Raw genomic sequence first — 14344 nt, 5'->3', positions numbered from 1 at the left:
ACCTATTTTTGATAACCACGGTAATTCTTATTTCTCTTTAAAAACGGTGTGTTATCTTTAATTAGCTTTATTGTATGAGGGGCTGCGTAACGACCCTATTGTGGTTTACCACATACCCGTAACTAAATTGATCTAACGCAACGAATAACCCAAATATGTTAAAGAAATCATCTATGTCTTTGTATCGCCTACTGTTCATCTTGCTTCTTGCTGGCAGTTTTCCTGCTATGGCGGCTGAATGGAAAATCGGGGTACTTGCACTACGCGGTGCAAACTCAACACAATCCCACTGGCAAATATTAGCCGACACATTAAATGAGTCTCTACCGGGTGAACATTTCACGTTACAGCCACTTAACTTGGATGAGATGCGTGACGCAATTGCAGAGCGTAAGATAGACTTTCTGCTGACAAACCCTGCTCAATTTATCCAACTCGATAGTCGCTATCATTTACGCTGGTTACTTTCATTGCGTTCATCCGTAGAGCCTGATAGCGCCACTCGTAACGTTATCGGAAGCCTTATTTTAGTGCGGGCAGACAGTGATATTAACGAGGTAAAAAACCTAATTGGTAAAAAAGTGGGGGCAATTTCTCCAGACGCTTTCGGCGGCTACCTTTTAGGTTATAAGGTACTCAGAGATATGGGGTATGACGCAGAAAAAGATTTTCGTATGCAGTTTCTCGGTTTCCCCGCCGATGCGCTCTTATATGCCTTACGCGATAGCTCACTTTCGGCTGCTATCATCCCTGTTTGCTTATTGGAAAATATGGACAGTGAAGGATTAATTGATAAAAACCAGTTTCGGCCTTTAATTGAGCATGCGAGCACTCTACCTTGTAAGACCAGCACTGAGCTTTACCCTAACTGGTCATTTGCTGCCTTGAATGATATCCCCGATAATTTAGTTGATAAGGTGACCAAAACATTACTTTCATCCGATAAATCTGGCATGCGTTGGGGAGCCCCAGCATCAGTGAACCAAGTCGAAACCTTGTTACGTGATGTAAACCAACATCCACAGCAACGACAAATTTGGCAAGACATTATGAGTTGGTTGATCCAGCATCAACTGTCGCTAGGCCTCGTCTTACTCTTTTTTATCTTACTTGGGGTCAATCATGTTTGGATAGCCTTCTTAGTTCGCCGCCGTAGCCGCCAATTAGAAGAGGCTCACAATCGCTTACGCCAACAGGAAGCGAATTTAGAAAAAGCTCAGCGATTAAATATATTAGGTGAAATGGCCTCAGGGTTTGCCCATGAGCTTAACCAGCCACTTTCCGCGATCCGCCACTACGCACAAGGTTGTATTTTACGTCTCAAAAAAGAGTCAGATGATCATCCCCTGATTAATGCCTTAACAAAAATTGATAATCAAGCGCAACGCGGGGCCGATATTATTCGTAATCTTCGCCTATGGGCTGGGAAACCTCACCAAGAGGTCGCACTGCAACTGAGTGAGCAGCATGTTATACCGACGATACAACATATTTGGCAATTACTACGGGTATCGCAACATTATCCACAGGTCAAACTCATGTTACCGGACTGCCGTGACGTTTCATTGAAGCTACCTGAAACACTGCTGGATCAACTGCTATCAAACCTCATTAGTAATAGCTTGCAAGCCGGCGCGACAACATTATGTTTTAGCTTTCACTTTGCCCCAGAACGGTTTTTACTCGTACTACAAGATGATGCAGGCGGCATGCAGCCTGAACAACTGACTCAAGGGATCACGCCTTTTGCAACCACTAAAAAAGAGGGATTAGGACTAGGTTTAGTGATCTGCCAGCGATTGATCCAAAGCCAAGGGGGCGACATTCGCATTGAAAATAATGTGAGTGAGGCTGGCTTAAATGGGCTAAGAGTAACCCTCATTTTCCCGTACCATCATGGAAAATCGAGCGAAACATAGCCTTATTCAGTAACGATAAATAGGACTTTCGCATACTATTGATAACATTAACTATGTTAATATGTAAAAATACATTCATCATGAATTTAAACATTGATATCCCAATTTGATGAAGTGAGGTTCTATTCATGCCTGTTATCCATCTGGTGGACGACGATCCGGCAGTTACCGATGCTTGCCAATTTCTCCTTGAAACGCTCGGTTATACCGTCGTTGTTTGGAATGACAGTGAACAATTTGTTCAGCAAGCCGACCTTCACCAAGAGGGCGTGGTACTCCTCGACATGCGTATGCCAAAACTGGATGGTCGCCAAGTTCACCAACTGCTCAAAGCCCAACAAAGCACATTAGCGGTGATCTTTCTCTCTGGTCATGGCGATATTCCTATGGCCGTCGAACAAGTCAAACTAGGCGCTGTCGATTTTCTACAAAAACCAATTGATAGCCAGCTATTAGCAAAAACACTTGAGCAAGCACAAGAAAAAACCCAACAAGCCACGGCAAGTTATCTTATTCAGCAGCGTTACCAAACACTGACACCAAGAGAAAAAGAGATTTGCAAATACGTTTTGCAAGGCTTAATTAACCGGGAAATCGCCGATGTGGCCTGTGTTTCTGTTCGAACCGTCGAAGTGCATCGTTCTCGCATGATGGAAAAAATGGCAGTACGGAATTTGGCCGAACTGATGAGTACCCTACAGACGGCCAATTTATTAAATGAATAATTTGTTATACTCACCATACTTTAGGTGGCAACGCTGTTAATTAAGTGAATTTACTCAAATTACGGCCTTAGGTCTCTACTGACCTGCCCCTCAAATTATTTAGAGTATATAATAGATACTATTGATAATTTGATTGCTTTTAGCACTAGCTTGCTTGCTCAGCTCATGGCCTTCTAGTCGCTAAAATCAATCTGTTAATCGCTGTTGTCATAAAAATTTAAACAACTCACAACAGCCTTCAGTCACTAACCTAATTTTTTGGAAACCAATGATACAAGCTCCAAAGTTTGATAAAAGTTTATTACACCCACGTTACTGGCTCACTTGGTTTGGTATCGGTCTGCTTTACGTACTGGTTCTTTTGCCCTATCCCATGATTTATTGGATGGGAACCCGTTTAGGCTTATTGTCCAAACATTTGCTAAAAAAACGCGCCCAAATTGCCGATCGCAACCTAGCGCTCTGTTTTCCTGAAATGAGCTTAGAAAAACGCCAACACTACATTGATAAAAATTTTGAGTCCGTGGGTATGGGGGTTTTTGAAACAGGCATGGCATGGTTTTGGCCTGAATGGCGCATACGCCGCTGGTTCAAAATCGAAGGGCGTGAACATATGATTGCGGCTCAATCGACAGGCCGTGGCATTATTGTATTAGGGATCCATTTTCTGACATTAGAGCTTGGTGCAAGAGCTTTCGGTATGCTTAACCCCGGCATTGGCGTTTACCGCCCAAATGATAATAAATTAATGGACTGGCTTCAGACCCGAGGACGCCTACGCTCTAACAAATATATGTTGGACCGCAAAGACGTCAAAGGGATGGTACGCAGTCTCAAACAAGGGGAAATATTGTGGTATGCCCCCGACCATGATTATGGTCCTCGAAATAGCTCGTTTGCCCCACTATTTGCAGTAAAAAATGCAGCAACCACCAATGGCTCAGCGATCTTATTGCGCTTAGCGAATCCGCTTATTGTTCCTTTTATTCCACGTCGCTTACCCGCAGGAAAAGGTTATGAGTTGGTTATTCAACCTGCTGTCGATGATTTCCCTATCGATGATGAAGTCGCGGTTGCAACCAAAATGAATCAACTTATTGAGCAAGCGATATTATTAGCCCCCGAACAATATATGTGGCTACACCGACGTTTTAAAACGCGCCCCAAAGGAGAAACTTCTTTGTACGGTGATTTAGACAAAATCCATCATTAGATAAAACACAACGGCTGTCAGTTATCTGGCAGCCGTTGTGTTTTAAGCATAAACAGTTGAGCAAGGAGTCTATGTTAAACAGAAACAGTTATTGGAAACGTAATCTTTATGTCGTTTGGTTCGGTTGTTTTTTAACCGGTGCGGCATTTAGCCTGATCATGCCTTTTCTTCCGCTTTATATTGAGGAGTTAGGGGTTACCGATCACAGCTCATTAAACCTATGGACAGGGGCCGTTTTCAGTATTACGTTTTTGTTTTCCGCTATTGCCGCTCCATTTTGGGGGCGTTTATCTGACCGCAAAGGCAGAAAGTTGATGCTACTACGCTCAGCACTCGGTATGGCAATAGTGATGGTGCTCATTGGTTTCGCTCAAAACATTTGGCAATTATTGATACTAAGGGCCTTATTAGGACTACTCGGTGGATTTGTGCCCAATGCAAATGCCCTCATCGCCACACAAGTTCCCGTGAAAAAAAGTGGTTGGGCAATGGGCGTATTAGCGACGGGTGCCGTTAGTGGTGCCCTGATCGGTCCATTGATTGGCGGGTTACTTGCTGACCAATATGGCTTACGCCCCGTTTTCTTTATTACTGCAACGGTCCTCTTTATTTGTTTTATTGTGACCTTATTCTATGTTCGTGAACGTTTTACCCCTGTTTCACGTAAAGACGCGCTGAATAACAAACAAGTATTTGCCTCCCTCAAAAATAAGAATTTGGTGATTAGCTTATTTTTTACCACCATGATTATTCAAGCTGCGATTGGTTCCATCAACCCTGTCATTACACTCTATGTTCGTGATCTTGCAGGCACGACTGAGAATTTAGCCTTTATTAGCGGGGTAATTGCCTCAATTCCAGGGGTTGCAGCGCTACTCAGTGCGCCTAGATTGGGGAAACTAAGTGATCGTATCGGGCCAGAAAAAGTGCTACTTGCAGTATTAGCGGCCTCTATTTTCGTTTTATTCCCTATGGGATTGGTGAGTAATTACTGGGAGTTGGGGGCGCTGCGTTTCTTGCTCGGTGCATTAAACGCCGCTTTATTGCCCGCAGTACAAACATTAATTATCTATAACATCTCACATCAAGTGACAGGGCGCATTTTCAGCTACAACCAAGCCTTGCGGGATGTTGGGAACGTGACTGGCCCGCTAATGGGCTCGTTTGTGGCCGCAAGCTATGGCTTTAGAGCCGTCTTTTTCTTTACCGCTGCCTTAGTTCTATTTAACTTACTTTATTCATGGTACATCATTAAACGTCAATCTCAGGATTGTAAATCACCATCGGCCTGATAAAAAAGAGAGGGTTAAGCCTTCTCTCGCTGTTGAACAAAACATCCCATCACGTTCACTGTGAATAATCGGTAGAGTTATTTATTCATTTCCCTCATTTATTGTAGGTATAACAGCATTTTATGCAAAAAACACAGAAAACATAACATAAATTTATGTTTTATAAGACTATGTTTCTTTTATAATCACCTCTTTTCTTGTCAACAAAATTCCTGTATTGTCGCCTACCTTATCGTGAAAAATGCGAGTGATATCGACTTTTCACCTTAAAAAAACACTTTTCACAATAAATATATTCTGTTTTTCAGTGTTTTTATAATAATGTATGTTAAAAATATGTTTACAAAATGAAGTTAACATATCTCTAAATTTTGGCACCTACCACTTTGTCAGGTGTTTTTTCAAGCACAACTAATCAAAATATAATTTATCGGAGTTCACAGATGAGTCATTCTGCGACTAAAACAAAAACCTTTTTTGGGCATCCATACCCACTGAGTTCACTCTTCCTCACCGAAATGTGGGAAAGGTTCTCTTTCTATGGCGTGCGCCCACTGCTCATCTTGTTTATGAGTGCCGCACTGCTACAAGGGGGAATGGAGTTACCTATTGAGCAAGCTTCCGCTATCGTCGGGATCTTTGCTGGTGGGGTTTATATCACATCACTTCCTGGTGGCTGGCTAGCAGATAACTGGCTAGGGCAGCGCAGAGCGGTTTGGTACGGCTCGTTAATCATTGCATTCGGCCACTTATCGATCGCAATGTCAGCGTTTTTAAGCAATACCTTCTTCTTTGTTGGTCTCCTATTAATCGTGTTAGGAACTGGTTTGTTTAAAACCTGTATCACGGTTATGGTGGGAACACTCTATAAAAAAGAAGATACTCGTCGTGACGGTGGTTTCTCCTTGTTCTATATGGGGATTAACATGGGGTCGTTTATCGCTCCACTGATCATCGGCCCTTTGCATGAAAAATACGGCTGGCATCTTGGCTTTGGTCTTGGCGGTATCGGTATGCTGATTGCACTCTTGATTTTCCGTTTCTATGCCATCCCACAAATGCGCCGCTACGACAAAGAAGTCGGGTTAGATTCAACGTGGAACCGCCCAACTGTCGAGCGTAAAAATGTCGGTAAATGGGTAACACTCGCTATGGCAATCCTCGCGGTATTAGTGATCCTTATCGACAATGGCGTTATCCCCTTTAATGCGGCGACAATCGCAAAAAGCTCAGCCTACATCATCTCCACGTGTGTGGGTATCTACTTCTTTTTCATGTTCTTCTTTGCCGGCCTTAATAGCAGTGAGCGTTCACGTCTCCTCGCTTGTTTGATACTGCTCATTGCAGCAGCTTTCTTCTGGTCAGCGTTTGAACAAAAACCAACCTCATTTAATATCTTTGCGCGTGACTATACCGATCGCCAAATGGGCTCATTTGAGATCCCAACCATTTGGTTCCAGTCTATCAACGCATTGTTTATTATCCTGTTGGCACCTGTCTTTAGCTGGTTCTGGCCTTCTCTTGCCAAACGCAATATCAACCCAAGCAGCATGACTAAATTTGTCATCGGTATCTTATTTGCTGCGGCAGGCTTTGCGGTCATGATGATGGCAGCCAACCAAGTTCTTGCCACACAAACAGGGGTTTCGCCGTTCTGGTTAGTTTCGAGTATTCTTTTACTCACTCTCGGTGAGCTATGCCTAAGCCCTATTGGCTTAGCAACCATGACTCTGCTGGCACCACAAAAGATGCGTGGCCAAGTGATGGGGCTCTGGTTCTGTGCAAGCGCATTAGGTAACCTTGCTGCTGGTATCATGGGCGGGAATATCAATAAAGAGCAACTAAATTCAATGCCTGAGTTGTTCTCACATGTTTCAATCGCATTAGTTATCTGTGCAATCGTGCTAGCTGCATTAATCATTCCAGTCAGAAAAATGTTAAAAAATGCAGATGATAACGAAGTAAACGCAAAATAATTTTCCGTTAGTTATCAATCATCCCCACGCCCGATATGCAGAATTGCCTATCGGGCGTTTTTATTTCATCCTTAAAACTATTATGTTAGTGATTAATTAACGCTATACTTTTCCCCTATTTAACCTGCTTTTGGAAACCGTTATGAGTCTTTCAACACTGCCTGTTTTCTATGTTGATGCTTTTACCAATACCCAGTTTCAAGGCAACCCTGCCGCGGTCGTATTACTTGATGAATGGTTACCAGATAACCAATTGATTGCGATTGCGGCTGAAATTAATTTATCAGAAACCGCATTTTTAGTTGGGGATCATATTCGCTGGTTCACACCGGCGGTAGAGGTCAATCTCTGTGGGCATGCCACATTAGCGGCTGCATTTGTCCTTAATCAGTTTAGGCAACACCCCATTAACCCTTTTATTTTTAAATCCCTCTCAGGGGAGCTGACGCTTTATAAAAATGGCAGTGGGTTTACTCTCGATTTCCCTATTCTCAACACACAACCCGCTTCAATTGCAGATTACCCACAGCTAGCCGATATTTTGGGGGTTGAAATTGAAGCATTGTGGCTAGCTAAAGATCGCTATGTCTGTTTCTTAAGTAGCCCTGACCAAGTGGCACACTGCTCTCCAAATATGTCTGCTTTAGCTGCACTGCCTCTACCTGGCCTAACAATTACAGCAGCAAGTCATGAACCACATATCGACTTTGTTTCACGCTATTTTGCCCCAGCTAAAGGCGTGGATGAAGATCCCGTCACAGGTACCTCGCATTGTGCCATTGCCCCATTATGGGCGGCTCGCTTAAATAAAAATCAGTTAGTCGGCCATCAAATATCGGCTCGTGGTGGTGTCGTACTATGTGCGGTTGAAGATCAGCGGGTAAAATTAACGGGTGAGGCAACACTGTTTTTAACGGGTCATATACATCTATGATCACTAATATATTTACCCTTGAAATATCATCGGTGTAATTTATTTTAAAAGCATATTACACTGAGTTGATAGATGAAAGGCAGCTAGGCGACGACGCATATGCCACTAAATACATACAAATGTATGCCATTATTGCATCAATGCCGTCAGCAATGCTGCCATTTGAAGTATGACGAATATCGTCTCCACAGCAATTATTGTAAGGCCATATTATGCGTTCTGACGTTGATGAGATAATCACGCAAAAAATTGAAGGTTCTATCACAAGTGTTTCAAAGGTTATTTTTCCAACCACCACTAACCACCACGACACCTTATTTGGTGGTACCGCTCTCGCTTGGATGGATGAGGTCTCTTTTATTACCGCAACACGTTTTTGCCGTAAACGCTTAGTGACAGTCTCAACCGAAAAAATCAATTTCACTCACCCGATTCCTTCTGGCACCATCGTCGAATTAGTCGGTAAAGTTAGCCGCGTTGGTCGAACAAGTTTGACTGTCAATGTGTCGATATTCTTAGAAGATATGTATCGTGAAGGACGCGAAGAAGTGATCCATGGTCAATTTAATTTTGTTGCCGTTGATGATAACGGAAAACCAACACCGTTATTTGATATGGAATAGTGTATATCTAGGTAGCAAGCTGTCAATCGAACCCGTTCAACAGGCACTCACCTGCTACCTAGCTGTCTAAAAACAACACGTTCAATCTAGATAGGAAAATTTCCGCGTATATCTTGATCAAATGCTTTTTTTTACTTGATTAGCTAATGATAGAATCCCCTCCCTTCGATAACCTCTCCCGATAGATGGCTCGATAAACATGTCAAGAGAATGACGGGTTCATTTTCTATTCTGGTTTAACTTTAATCATTATTTAAGAATCACTGTGAAAATACTTTTTTCTATTTCTTTAACAACCGCGATTTTGTCAGCCGTTTGGGCGTGGTTAGCGAATTCGTTAGGGCTGATTGGGTGGGCTGGTTTTTTAGGCTGTACCGCTTATTTTGCTTATCCAAAAGAAGGCATTAAAGGGTTGTTCATTACCTTCTTCACTACCGCCAGCGGAGTCGCATGGGGTCTCATTATGCTCCACAGCGATACCTTGTTTAATGGTATTCCTAATTTATTGGAATATTTGATCACGGGTATTGTGGCTTTTATGATGTGCATTCAAGCAAGGCAGCAATGGCTATCATATATTCCCGGCACATTTATTGGCGCATGTGCTCTTTTTGCCTCTCAAGGCGAATGGACAGCCGCCCTTCCTTCATTATTGGTGGGGGTCTTATTCGGTTATTTAATGAAAAAAAGTGGCTTATGGTTATCTGAAAAATTAAAGTGACATTTCAATTTTACGGGGTTGCCGTTTTATCATGACATTGATCAGTTAGTTGTGCTGATTTTTTACAAATAAGAACGACAACCCTCTACTAAAGATTAAACTTTGAAAAACAGCTAAGCGCGCCCATCACCAACATTTATCATTAATTTAAATCAAAATCACAATATAAAAATAAATTTATTACACAAATTTTCGTTATTATCCCCCATTACCTCTTCTGTGATTGACCAAGTAAAACCCCATATAAACGATAAAACACACTCTTTAAGAAAAAATTAGCTAATAAAATCAAACAATTAAATAACCCCACAAAATTCATTATAAAAATGCGACATCAATCACATTTCGGCGCCATTTACTCCCCCCACTTGTAACTTAATAACTATATTTACTTAGTCGTAAAACGAACATCAAAATGACACAAAGGGGAAACTTATGAGACATGGTGATATTTCAAGTAGTCCAACATCAGTGGGTGTTGCGGTTGTGAACTATAAAATACCTCGTTTGCATAATCGAAAAGAAGTTATTGAAAATGCAAATAAAATCTCAGATGTTATTGCAGGAATGAAAACCGGTTTTCCAGGACTTGATCTGATTATTTTTCCTGAGTACAGCACTCAAGGCATTATGTATGATCATGAAGAGATGATGGAAACGGCAGCAACTGTACCGGGTGATGAAACACAAATTTTTTCAGCTGCATGTAAAGCAAATGGTGTGTGGGGCGTATTTTCAATCACAGGTGAACAGCACGAAGAACATCCCTTAAAAGCCCCTTATAACACTCTTATCTTAATTGATGACAAAGGGAATATTGTACAAAAATACCGCAAAATTATCCCGTGGTGCCCTGTCGAAGGTTGGTATCCTGGCGATAAAACTTATGTTTCAGAAGGACCTAAAGGGTTAAAAATAAGTCTGATCATCTGTGATGATGGTAATTATCCTGAAATATGGCGTGATTGTGCAATGAAAGGCGCTGAGTTAATTATTCGCTGCCAAGGCTATATGTATCCTGCCAAAGAGCAGCAAATTATGATGGCAAAAACCATGGCGTGGGCAAATAACTGTTATGTCGCCGTGGCGAATGGAACAGGTTTTGACGGTGTTTATACCTACTTTGGTCATTCCGCTATTATTGGTTTTGATGGTCACACATTGGGCGAATGTGGTGAAGAAGAGATGGGCGTCCAATACGCGCAACTTTCCGTCACGGAAATTCGCGATGCGCGTCGATATGACCAATCACAAAACCATCTCTTTAAAATATTACATCGTGGTTACACCGGTATTTATCAATCAGGTGATGGTGATAAAGGTCTCGCAGAGTGCCCGTTTGAGTTTTATCGTAGTTGGGTTCTAGATGCAGAAAAAACTCAACAGCAAGTTGAAAGCATAACCAGAGAGACTATCGGTGTTTCAGAGTGCCAAGTTTACAATTTACCAACCGATGGCAATAAAATAAAAATTGTAGGCTAATGAATAAACTATAAATTTACTAAATATAAATTGTTATTTTTAAACGTTGTCGTATGCGTCAACAACGGGGAATATTATCGTATTTTATATAAATAGTTTTTCTTGATTTACTACTTAATAAATTATCACTATTTAGGAATAATCCATGCCCTTTATTAATGATATGCTAGCTGAAAGTCATAAAGAAAAACACATTTCAGAGCCCCAAAAAAAGATGGGCCATTTCCGGTTTATTTTTGATCCTGATAAAGTCATTCAATATATTGAAAATACTATTATTGGCCAAGAGGAGGCTTTAAAACAGTTAAAGGATATTCTTTATTGTATTAAAACCAATATTTTTGATCCCGAAAGGCCACTAAGTACCATGCTATTTCTTGGGCCAACTGGTGTTGGTAAAACAGAAACAGTGATCGCTTTAGCAAAAGCGCTTAATAATGGTAAAGCACATTATTGTCGCATAAATATGAATACGTTGTCTCAAGATCATTATGCCGCATCTTTATCTGGTGCACCTCCCGGTTACGCCGGGAGTAAAGAATCATATTCCTTGTTTGATATAGATAAAATCGAAGGAAGCTATAGTACACCAGGTATTGTCTTATTTGATGAAATAGAAAAAGCAAGCAAAGAAGTGATTAGAACACTGCTCAATATTCTTGACACTGGTGAATTGAGCCTTGCAAATGGCCAGAAAGTTATTAACTTCAAAAATGCCATTATTATTATGACTTCCAATTTAGGCTCTAGAGATATTTTAAATGAAAAACAGGGGTTAGTACATTTATTCACCAAAAAATACCATCAGCAAAAAATACTAAAATTGTTAGAAAATAAATTCGAACCTGAATTTATTAACCGTATCGATAGAAAGATTAGCTTTAATAAAATAGATTCAGAACAAGCGAGTAAAATTATTGATATTGAACTTTCAAAACTCAATAAAAGAATCGCTAAAAACGCCGTCACAGTAGTACTGGATACTGCAACAAAAATGAAAATAAATTCAATGTGCGATCGTCGCTACGGGGTAAGAGATATCAAGCGAATATTTAAAATTCATATTGAACCATTAGTTGCCGATGTAATATTACATGAAAAAAGCAGAGAGCACATAGAATTTACTGTCGAAAAAAATCAATTCTCCCTCAAGAGGTGATAAATGAATGGCCTATTACTCATTTTTATTGGTAGCGTTTTAATCATTAACGGTATTTCTATCATTAAAGGATATGACAACAAAGAAACAGGAATATTCAATGGCATTATTGGTTTTTTCTGCTTAATTGGCAATATTGTTTTAATGGTAAATGCTAAAGAAAATACTGCATACCTTGCCATTGCCCAATCAATGTTATTTACATTCACTTATATTTTTCTCAGTTTTATAAAGATATATTCACTATCAGGGAAACTATTTGGTTGGTACTGCCTTTTCGTCTTTTTTAATGCTTTATTCTACGCCTACTACACAAGTGCTGATGCTCGAATGATTGCACTATGGTTGCTTTGGGCTATTCTATGGTTTCTATTTTTCTGCGTATTTTCACTTAATAAAACCATTAAATATCTCGGTGAGTTAACTTTGGTAATCGGTATTGTGACTTGCACCTTACCTGGGCTAATGATGGTAACTAACGCCTGGTAAAATAACGTCTAAATAACAACATCCCCTAAATTGCTAGGGGGTGTTAACGATTTTTAACTTATATTTAAATAATTATACGTTTAAGAAAATGCCTAAAAATAACCGGCTTTAAATGCCGTTTTTAAGGGGTTGTTAATTGATTTTTATTTATTCTTTAGCATGCTTGATATTTCAAAAAAACTATCCCAATCCAGCATTAGCAAAAAAAACCAGCATATCGAAAAATACTATATAATATGCTAATTACAATATAATAAACTTATAAAATACTCCCACTCCGTCACCATCTGAATTTAACTCACCCCATGCCTTGTTTTATATTAAAAATACACATAATCTGCGTGATATCGATTCATCACATTGAAATATCTTCCATCATATAAAAAACGTTAAAACACATTGATATTCTATGTTTGGCGACGTAGAGTATTTAACGTAAAATTTATTGGTTAACCCTAACAACGATTGTTGATAATGTTATTATTCGCTTGATCTATGTCTTCATATAAAAACGAATCACTATCTTTATCTTGCTCACTGACACAATAAGATATTAATAGCACTATGTATAAAATCTACTCATTACTGTTACTTTTCATTCTTTCTATTCACTCAAGTTTCGCGGAAGTTCCAAAAGAGACGTTAAGAATTGTGGAGAATGAAGCCAAAAAAGGTGATATCAAAGCGCAAGTTATGCTAGGTATTGGCTATTACCTAGGCAAAGAGATAAAACAAGATTATCCTAAAGCTAAAAAATGGTTAACTATGGCGTCCAATAAGGGTAACGCAGATGCACAGCTTTTTTTAGCCGACATGTACTTAAATGGTAATGGCGTTGAACCTAACATTGAAACCGCAATCAACTGGCTTGAAAAATCCGCCAATCAAGGCAATGCAGAAGCCCAGAATTACCTTGGGCAGATATACTATCAAGGCGTTGGAGTGAAACAAAACTACATTATTGCTTTTGATTGGTTTAAAAAATCAGCCGATAAAAAGTTCCCACCAGCACAATACCAAGTCGGTAAAATGTATGAAAATGGTGAGGGTACAGAAATGGATGATAAAGCAGCGAGCGAATATTTAAATAAAGCCTGTAAAGGTGGTTTAAAAGAAGCTTGTAAAAAGTAATCTATTCGTTTGATTCACTGCTACAAGCCGTAGCAGTGATACTTTCCTCCCCTACTTTCAACACAGAACAGTTATCCCCTTTCATTTTTAACCAAAATAGCTAATTACATTTAAAATATTAATGATTAATTTCAATATGCTTTGAAATGTTCTAAACTTATAAAATAAAAGATAAAAAGGAGGATTTATGTACAAAACTATTTTAGTTCCGATCGACGTTAGCGAAGATGCACTGACTGATCTCGTCATACCCCATGTTAATGCAATTCAGAAATTAAATGACGCTGAAGTTCATTTCCTTGCTGTCACAGCACCTATTTCTAACTATTTGCGCTATGGTGGAACCATTCTTCCTAGTGATTTCCCTGACGAAGAAAAGCAAGCCGAAGTGATTCTCGATGAATTAAAAGAGAAAGTTAAACGCTTCTCTATCCCAGAAAATAAGATCCACGTCACCTCTTCTGTCGGCTCCGTGAAAGATGAGATCTTGGCTATCGCTGAGGAAATCAATGCAGATCTCATTTTAATCGGCTCTCGCCATCCAAGTATGTCAACATACCTGTTAGGGTCTAATGCAGCATCTGTCGTACGCTATGCAAAAACTTCAGTTTTAGTCGTTCGATAATAAAAATGCGATAGCAAAAAATAGATTTTTTAATAAAATATTCAGCCTTTAAACT

13 protein-coding genes are annotated in these 14344 nt (G+C 40.0%); all 13 read left to right on the top strand.

Features of this window, described 5'->3' with window-relative positions:
- Positions 1 to 173 precede the first annotated feature (173 nt).
- The 13 genes from ttrS (at position 174) to PSF11_RS02050 (ending at position 14289) form a co-directional block, all read left to right on the top strand.
- Positions 174 to 1919 (top strand): tetrathionate respiration histidine kinase TtrS, encoded by a 1746-nt coding sequence (ttrS, locus tag PSF11_RS02110; protein WP_081368615.1) that lies wholly within the window; start codon positions 174 to 176, stop codon positions 1917 to 1919.
- 128 nt (positions 1920 to 2047) lie between these two features.
- Entirely contained in the window at positions 2048 to 2644 is a 597-nt protein-coding gene (ttrR, locus tag PSF11_RS02105; RefSeq protein WP_004918493.1) for a tetrathionate respiration response regulator TtrR, read from the top strand.
- A 268-nt stretch (positions 2645 to 2912) separates the two neighbouring features.
- Positions 2913 to 3857 carry a Kdo(2)-lipid IV(A) acyltransferase gene (locus PSF11_RS02100; RefSeq protein ID WP_004918492.1) on the top strand — a complete coding sequence of 315 codons (945 nt, stop codon included), beginning with the start codon at positions 2913 to 2915 and terminating at the stop codon, positions 3855 to 3857.
- A gap of 71 nt (positions 3858 to 3928) precedes the next feature.
- Positions 3929 to 5149, top strand: a complete 1221-nt coding sequence (mdtG, locus tag PSF11_RS02095; RefSeq protein ID WP_004918491.1) for a multidrug efflux MFS transporter MdtG — start codon at positions 3929 to 3931, stop codon at positions 5147 to 5149.
- A gap of 443 nt (positions 5150 to 5592) precedes the next feature.
- Positions 5593 to 7125 (top strand): peptide MFS transporter, encoded by a 1533-nt coding sequence (locus PSF11_RS02090; protein ID WP_004918490.1) that lies wholly within the window; start codon positions 5593 to 5595, stop codon positions 7123 to 7125.
- Positions 7126 to 7267: 142 nt separating this feature from the next.
- Positions 7268 to 8059, top strand: a complete 792-nt coding sequence (locus tag PSF11_RS02085) for a PhzF family phenazine biosynthesis protein (RefSeq protein WP_036943694.1) — start codon at positions 7268 to 7270, stop codon at positions 8057 to 8059.
- Positions 8060 to 8271: 212 nt separating this feature from the next.
- Complete coding sequence (locus PSF11_RS02080; protein WP_014658007.1) at positions 8272 to 8682, top strand: acyl-CoA thioesterase; 411 nt, start codon at positions 8272 to 8274, stop codon at positions 8680 to 8682.
- 265 nt (positions 8683 to 8947) lie between these two features.
- Positions 8948 to 9403 (top strand): DUF1097 domain-containing protein, encoded by a 456-nt coding sequence (locus PSF11_RS02075; protein ID WP_014658006.1) that lies wholly within the window; start codon positions 8948 to 8950, stop codon positions 9401 to 9403.
- A 435-nt stretch (positions 9404 to 9838) separates the two neighbouring features.
- On the top strand, positions 9839 to 10885 hold the full coding sequence (locus PSF11_RS02070) for an aliphatic amidase (RefSeq protein WP_004918358.1): 1047 nt from the start codon (positions 9839 to 9841) through the stop codon (positions 10883 to 10885).
- A gap of 145 nt (positions 10886 to 11030) precedes the next feature.
- Positions 11031 to 12044, top strand: coding sequence for an AAA family ATPase (locus PSF11_RS02065; protein ID WP_060560717.1), 1014 nt, complete (start codon positions 11031 to 11033; stop codon positions 12042 to 12044).
- Positions 12045 to 12047: 3 nt separating this feature from the next.
- A complete protein-coding gene (locus tag PSF11_RS02060) occupies positions 12048 to 12533 on the top strand; it encodes an AmiS/UreI family transporter (protein WP_036943690.1) in 486 nt (161 codons plus the stop codon).
- Between the two features lie 564 nt (positions 12534 to 13097).
- Entirely contained in the window at positions 13098 to 13664 is a 567-nt protein-coding gene (locus PSF11_RS02055) for a tetratricopeptide repeat protein (RefSeq protein ID WP_004918352.1), read from the top strand.
- A 187-nt stretch (positions 13665 to 13851) separates the two neighbouring features.
- Positions 13852 to 14289, top strand: a complete 438-nt coding sequence (locus PSF11_RS02050) for a universal stress protein (protein ID WP_004918350.1) — start codon at positions 13852 to 13854, stop codon at positions 14287 to 14289.
- Positions 14290 to 14344 lie beyond the last annotated feature (55 nt).

This window comes from Providencia sp. PROV119 (genome assembly GCF_028482435.1).
Taxonomy (GTDB): Bacteria; Pseudomonadota; Gammaproteobacteria; order Enterobacterales; family Enterobacteriaceae; genus Providencia; species Providencia stuartii.
The sequence above is the reverse complement of the archived record's forward strand: the minus strand, read 5'-3'. Positions and strand labels throughout refer to the sequence as shown.

What these genes read in the sequence shown, in the direction of transcription:
- PSF11_RS02055 (WP_004918352.1), top strand. Translation starts at nt 13,098, where the DNA reads ATGTATAAAATCTACTCATTACTGTTACTTTTCATTCTTTCTATTCAC.
- PSF11_RS02070 (WP_004918358.1), top strand. Translation starts at nt 9,839, where the DNA reads ATGAGACATGGTGATATTTCAAGTAGTCCAACATCAGTGGGTGTTGCG.
- PSF11_RS02060 (WP_036943690.1), top strand. Translation starts at nt 12,048, where the DNA reads ATGAATGGCCTATTACTCATTTTTATTGGTAGCGTTTTAATCATTAAC.
- PSF11_RS02050 (WP_004918350.1), top strand. Translation starts at nt 13,852, where the DNA reads ATGTACAAAACTATTTTAGTTCCGATCGACGTTAGCGAAGATGCACTG.
- PSF11_RS02065 (WP_060560717.1), top strand. Translation starts at nt 11,031, where the DNA reads ATGCCCTTTATTAATGATATGCTAGCTGAAAGTCATAAAGAAAAACAC.
- ttrS (WP_081368615.1), top strand. Translation starts at nt 174, where the DNA reads ATGTCTTTGTATCGCCTACTGTTCATCTTGCTTCTTGCTGGCAGTTTT.
- PSF11_RS02090 (WP_004918490.1), top strand. Translation starts at nt 5,593, where the DNA reads ATGAGTCATTCTGCGACTAAAACAAAAACCTTTTTTGGGCATCCATAC.
- PSF11_RS02100 (WP_004918492.1), top strand. Translation starts at nt 2,913, where the DNA reads ATGATACAAGCTCCAAAGTTTGATAAAAGTTTATTACACCCACGTTAC.
- ttrR (WP_004918493.1), top strand. Translation starts at nt 2,048, where the DNA reads ATGCCTGTTATCCATCTGGTGGACGACGATCCGGCAGTTACCGATGCT.
- PSF11_RS02080 (WP_014658007.1), top strand. Translation starts at nt 8,272, where the DNA reads ATGCGTTCTGACGTTGATGAGATAATCACGCAAAAAATTGAAGGTTCT.
- PSF11_RS02085 (WP_036943694.1), top strand. Translation starts at nt 7,268, where the DNA reads ATGAGTCTTTCAACACTGCCTGTTTTCTATGTTGATGCTTTTACCAAT.
- mdtG (WP_004918491.1), top strand. Translation starts at nt 3,929, where the DNA reads ATGTTAAACAGAAACAGTTATTGGAAACGTAATCTTTATGTCGTTTGG.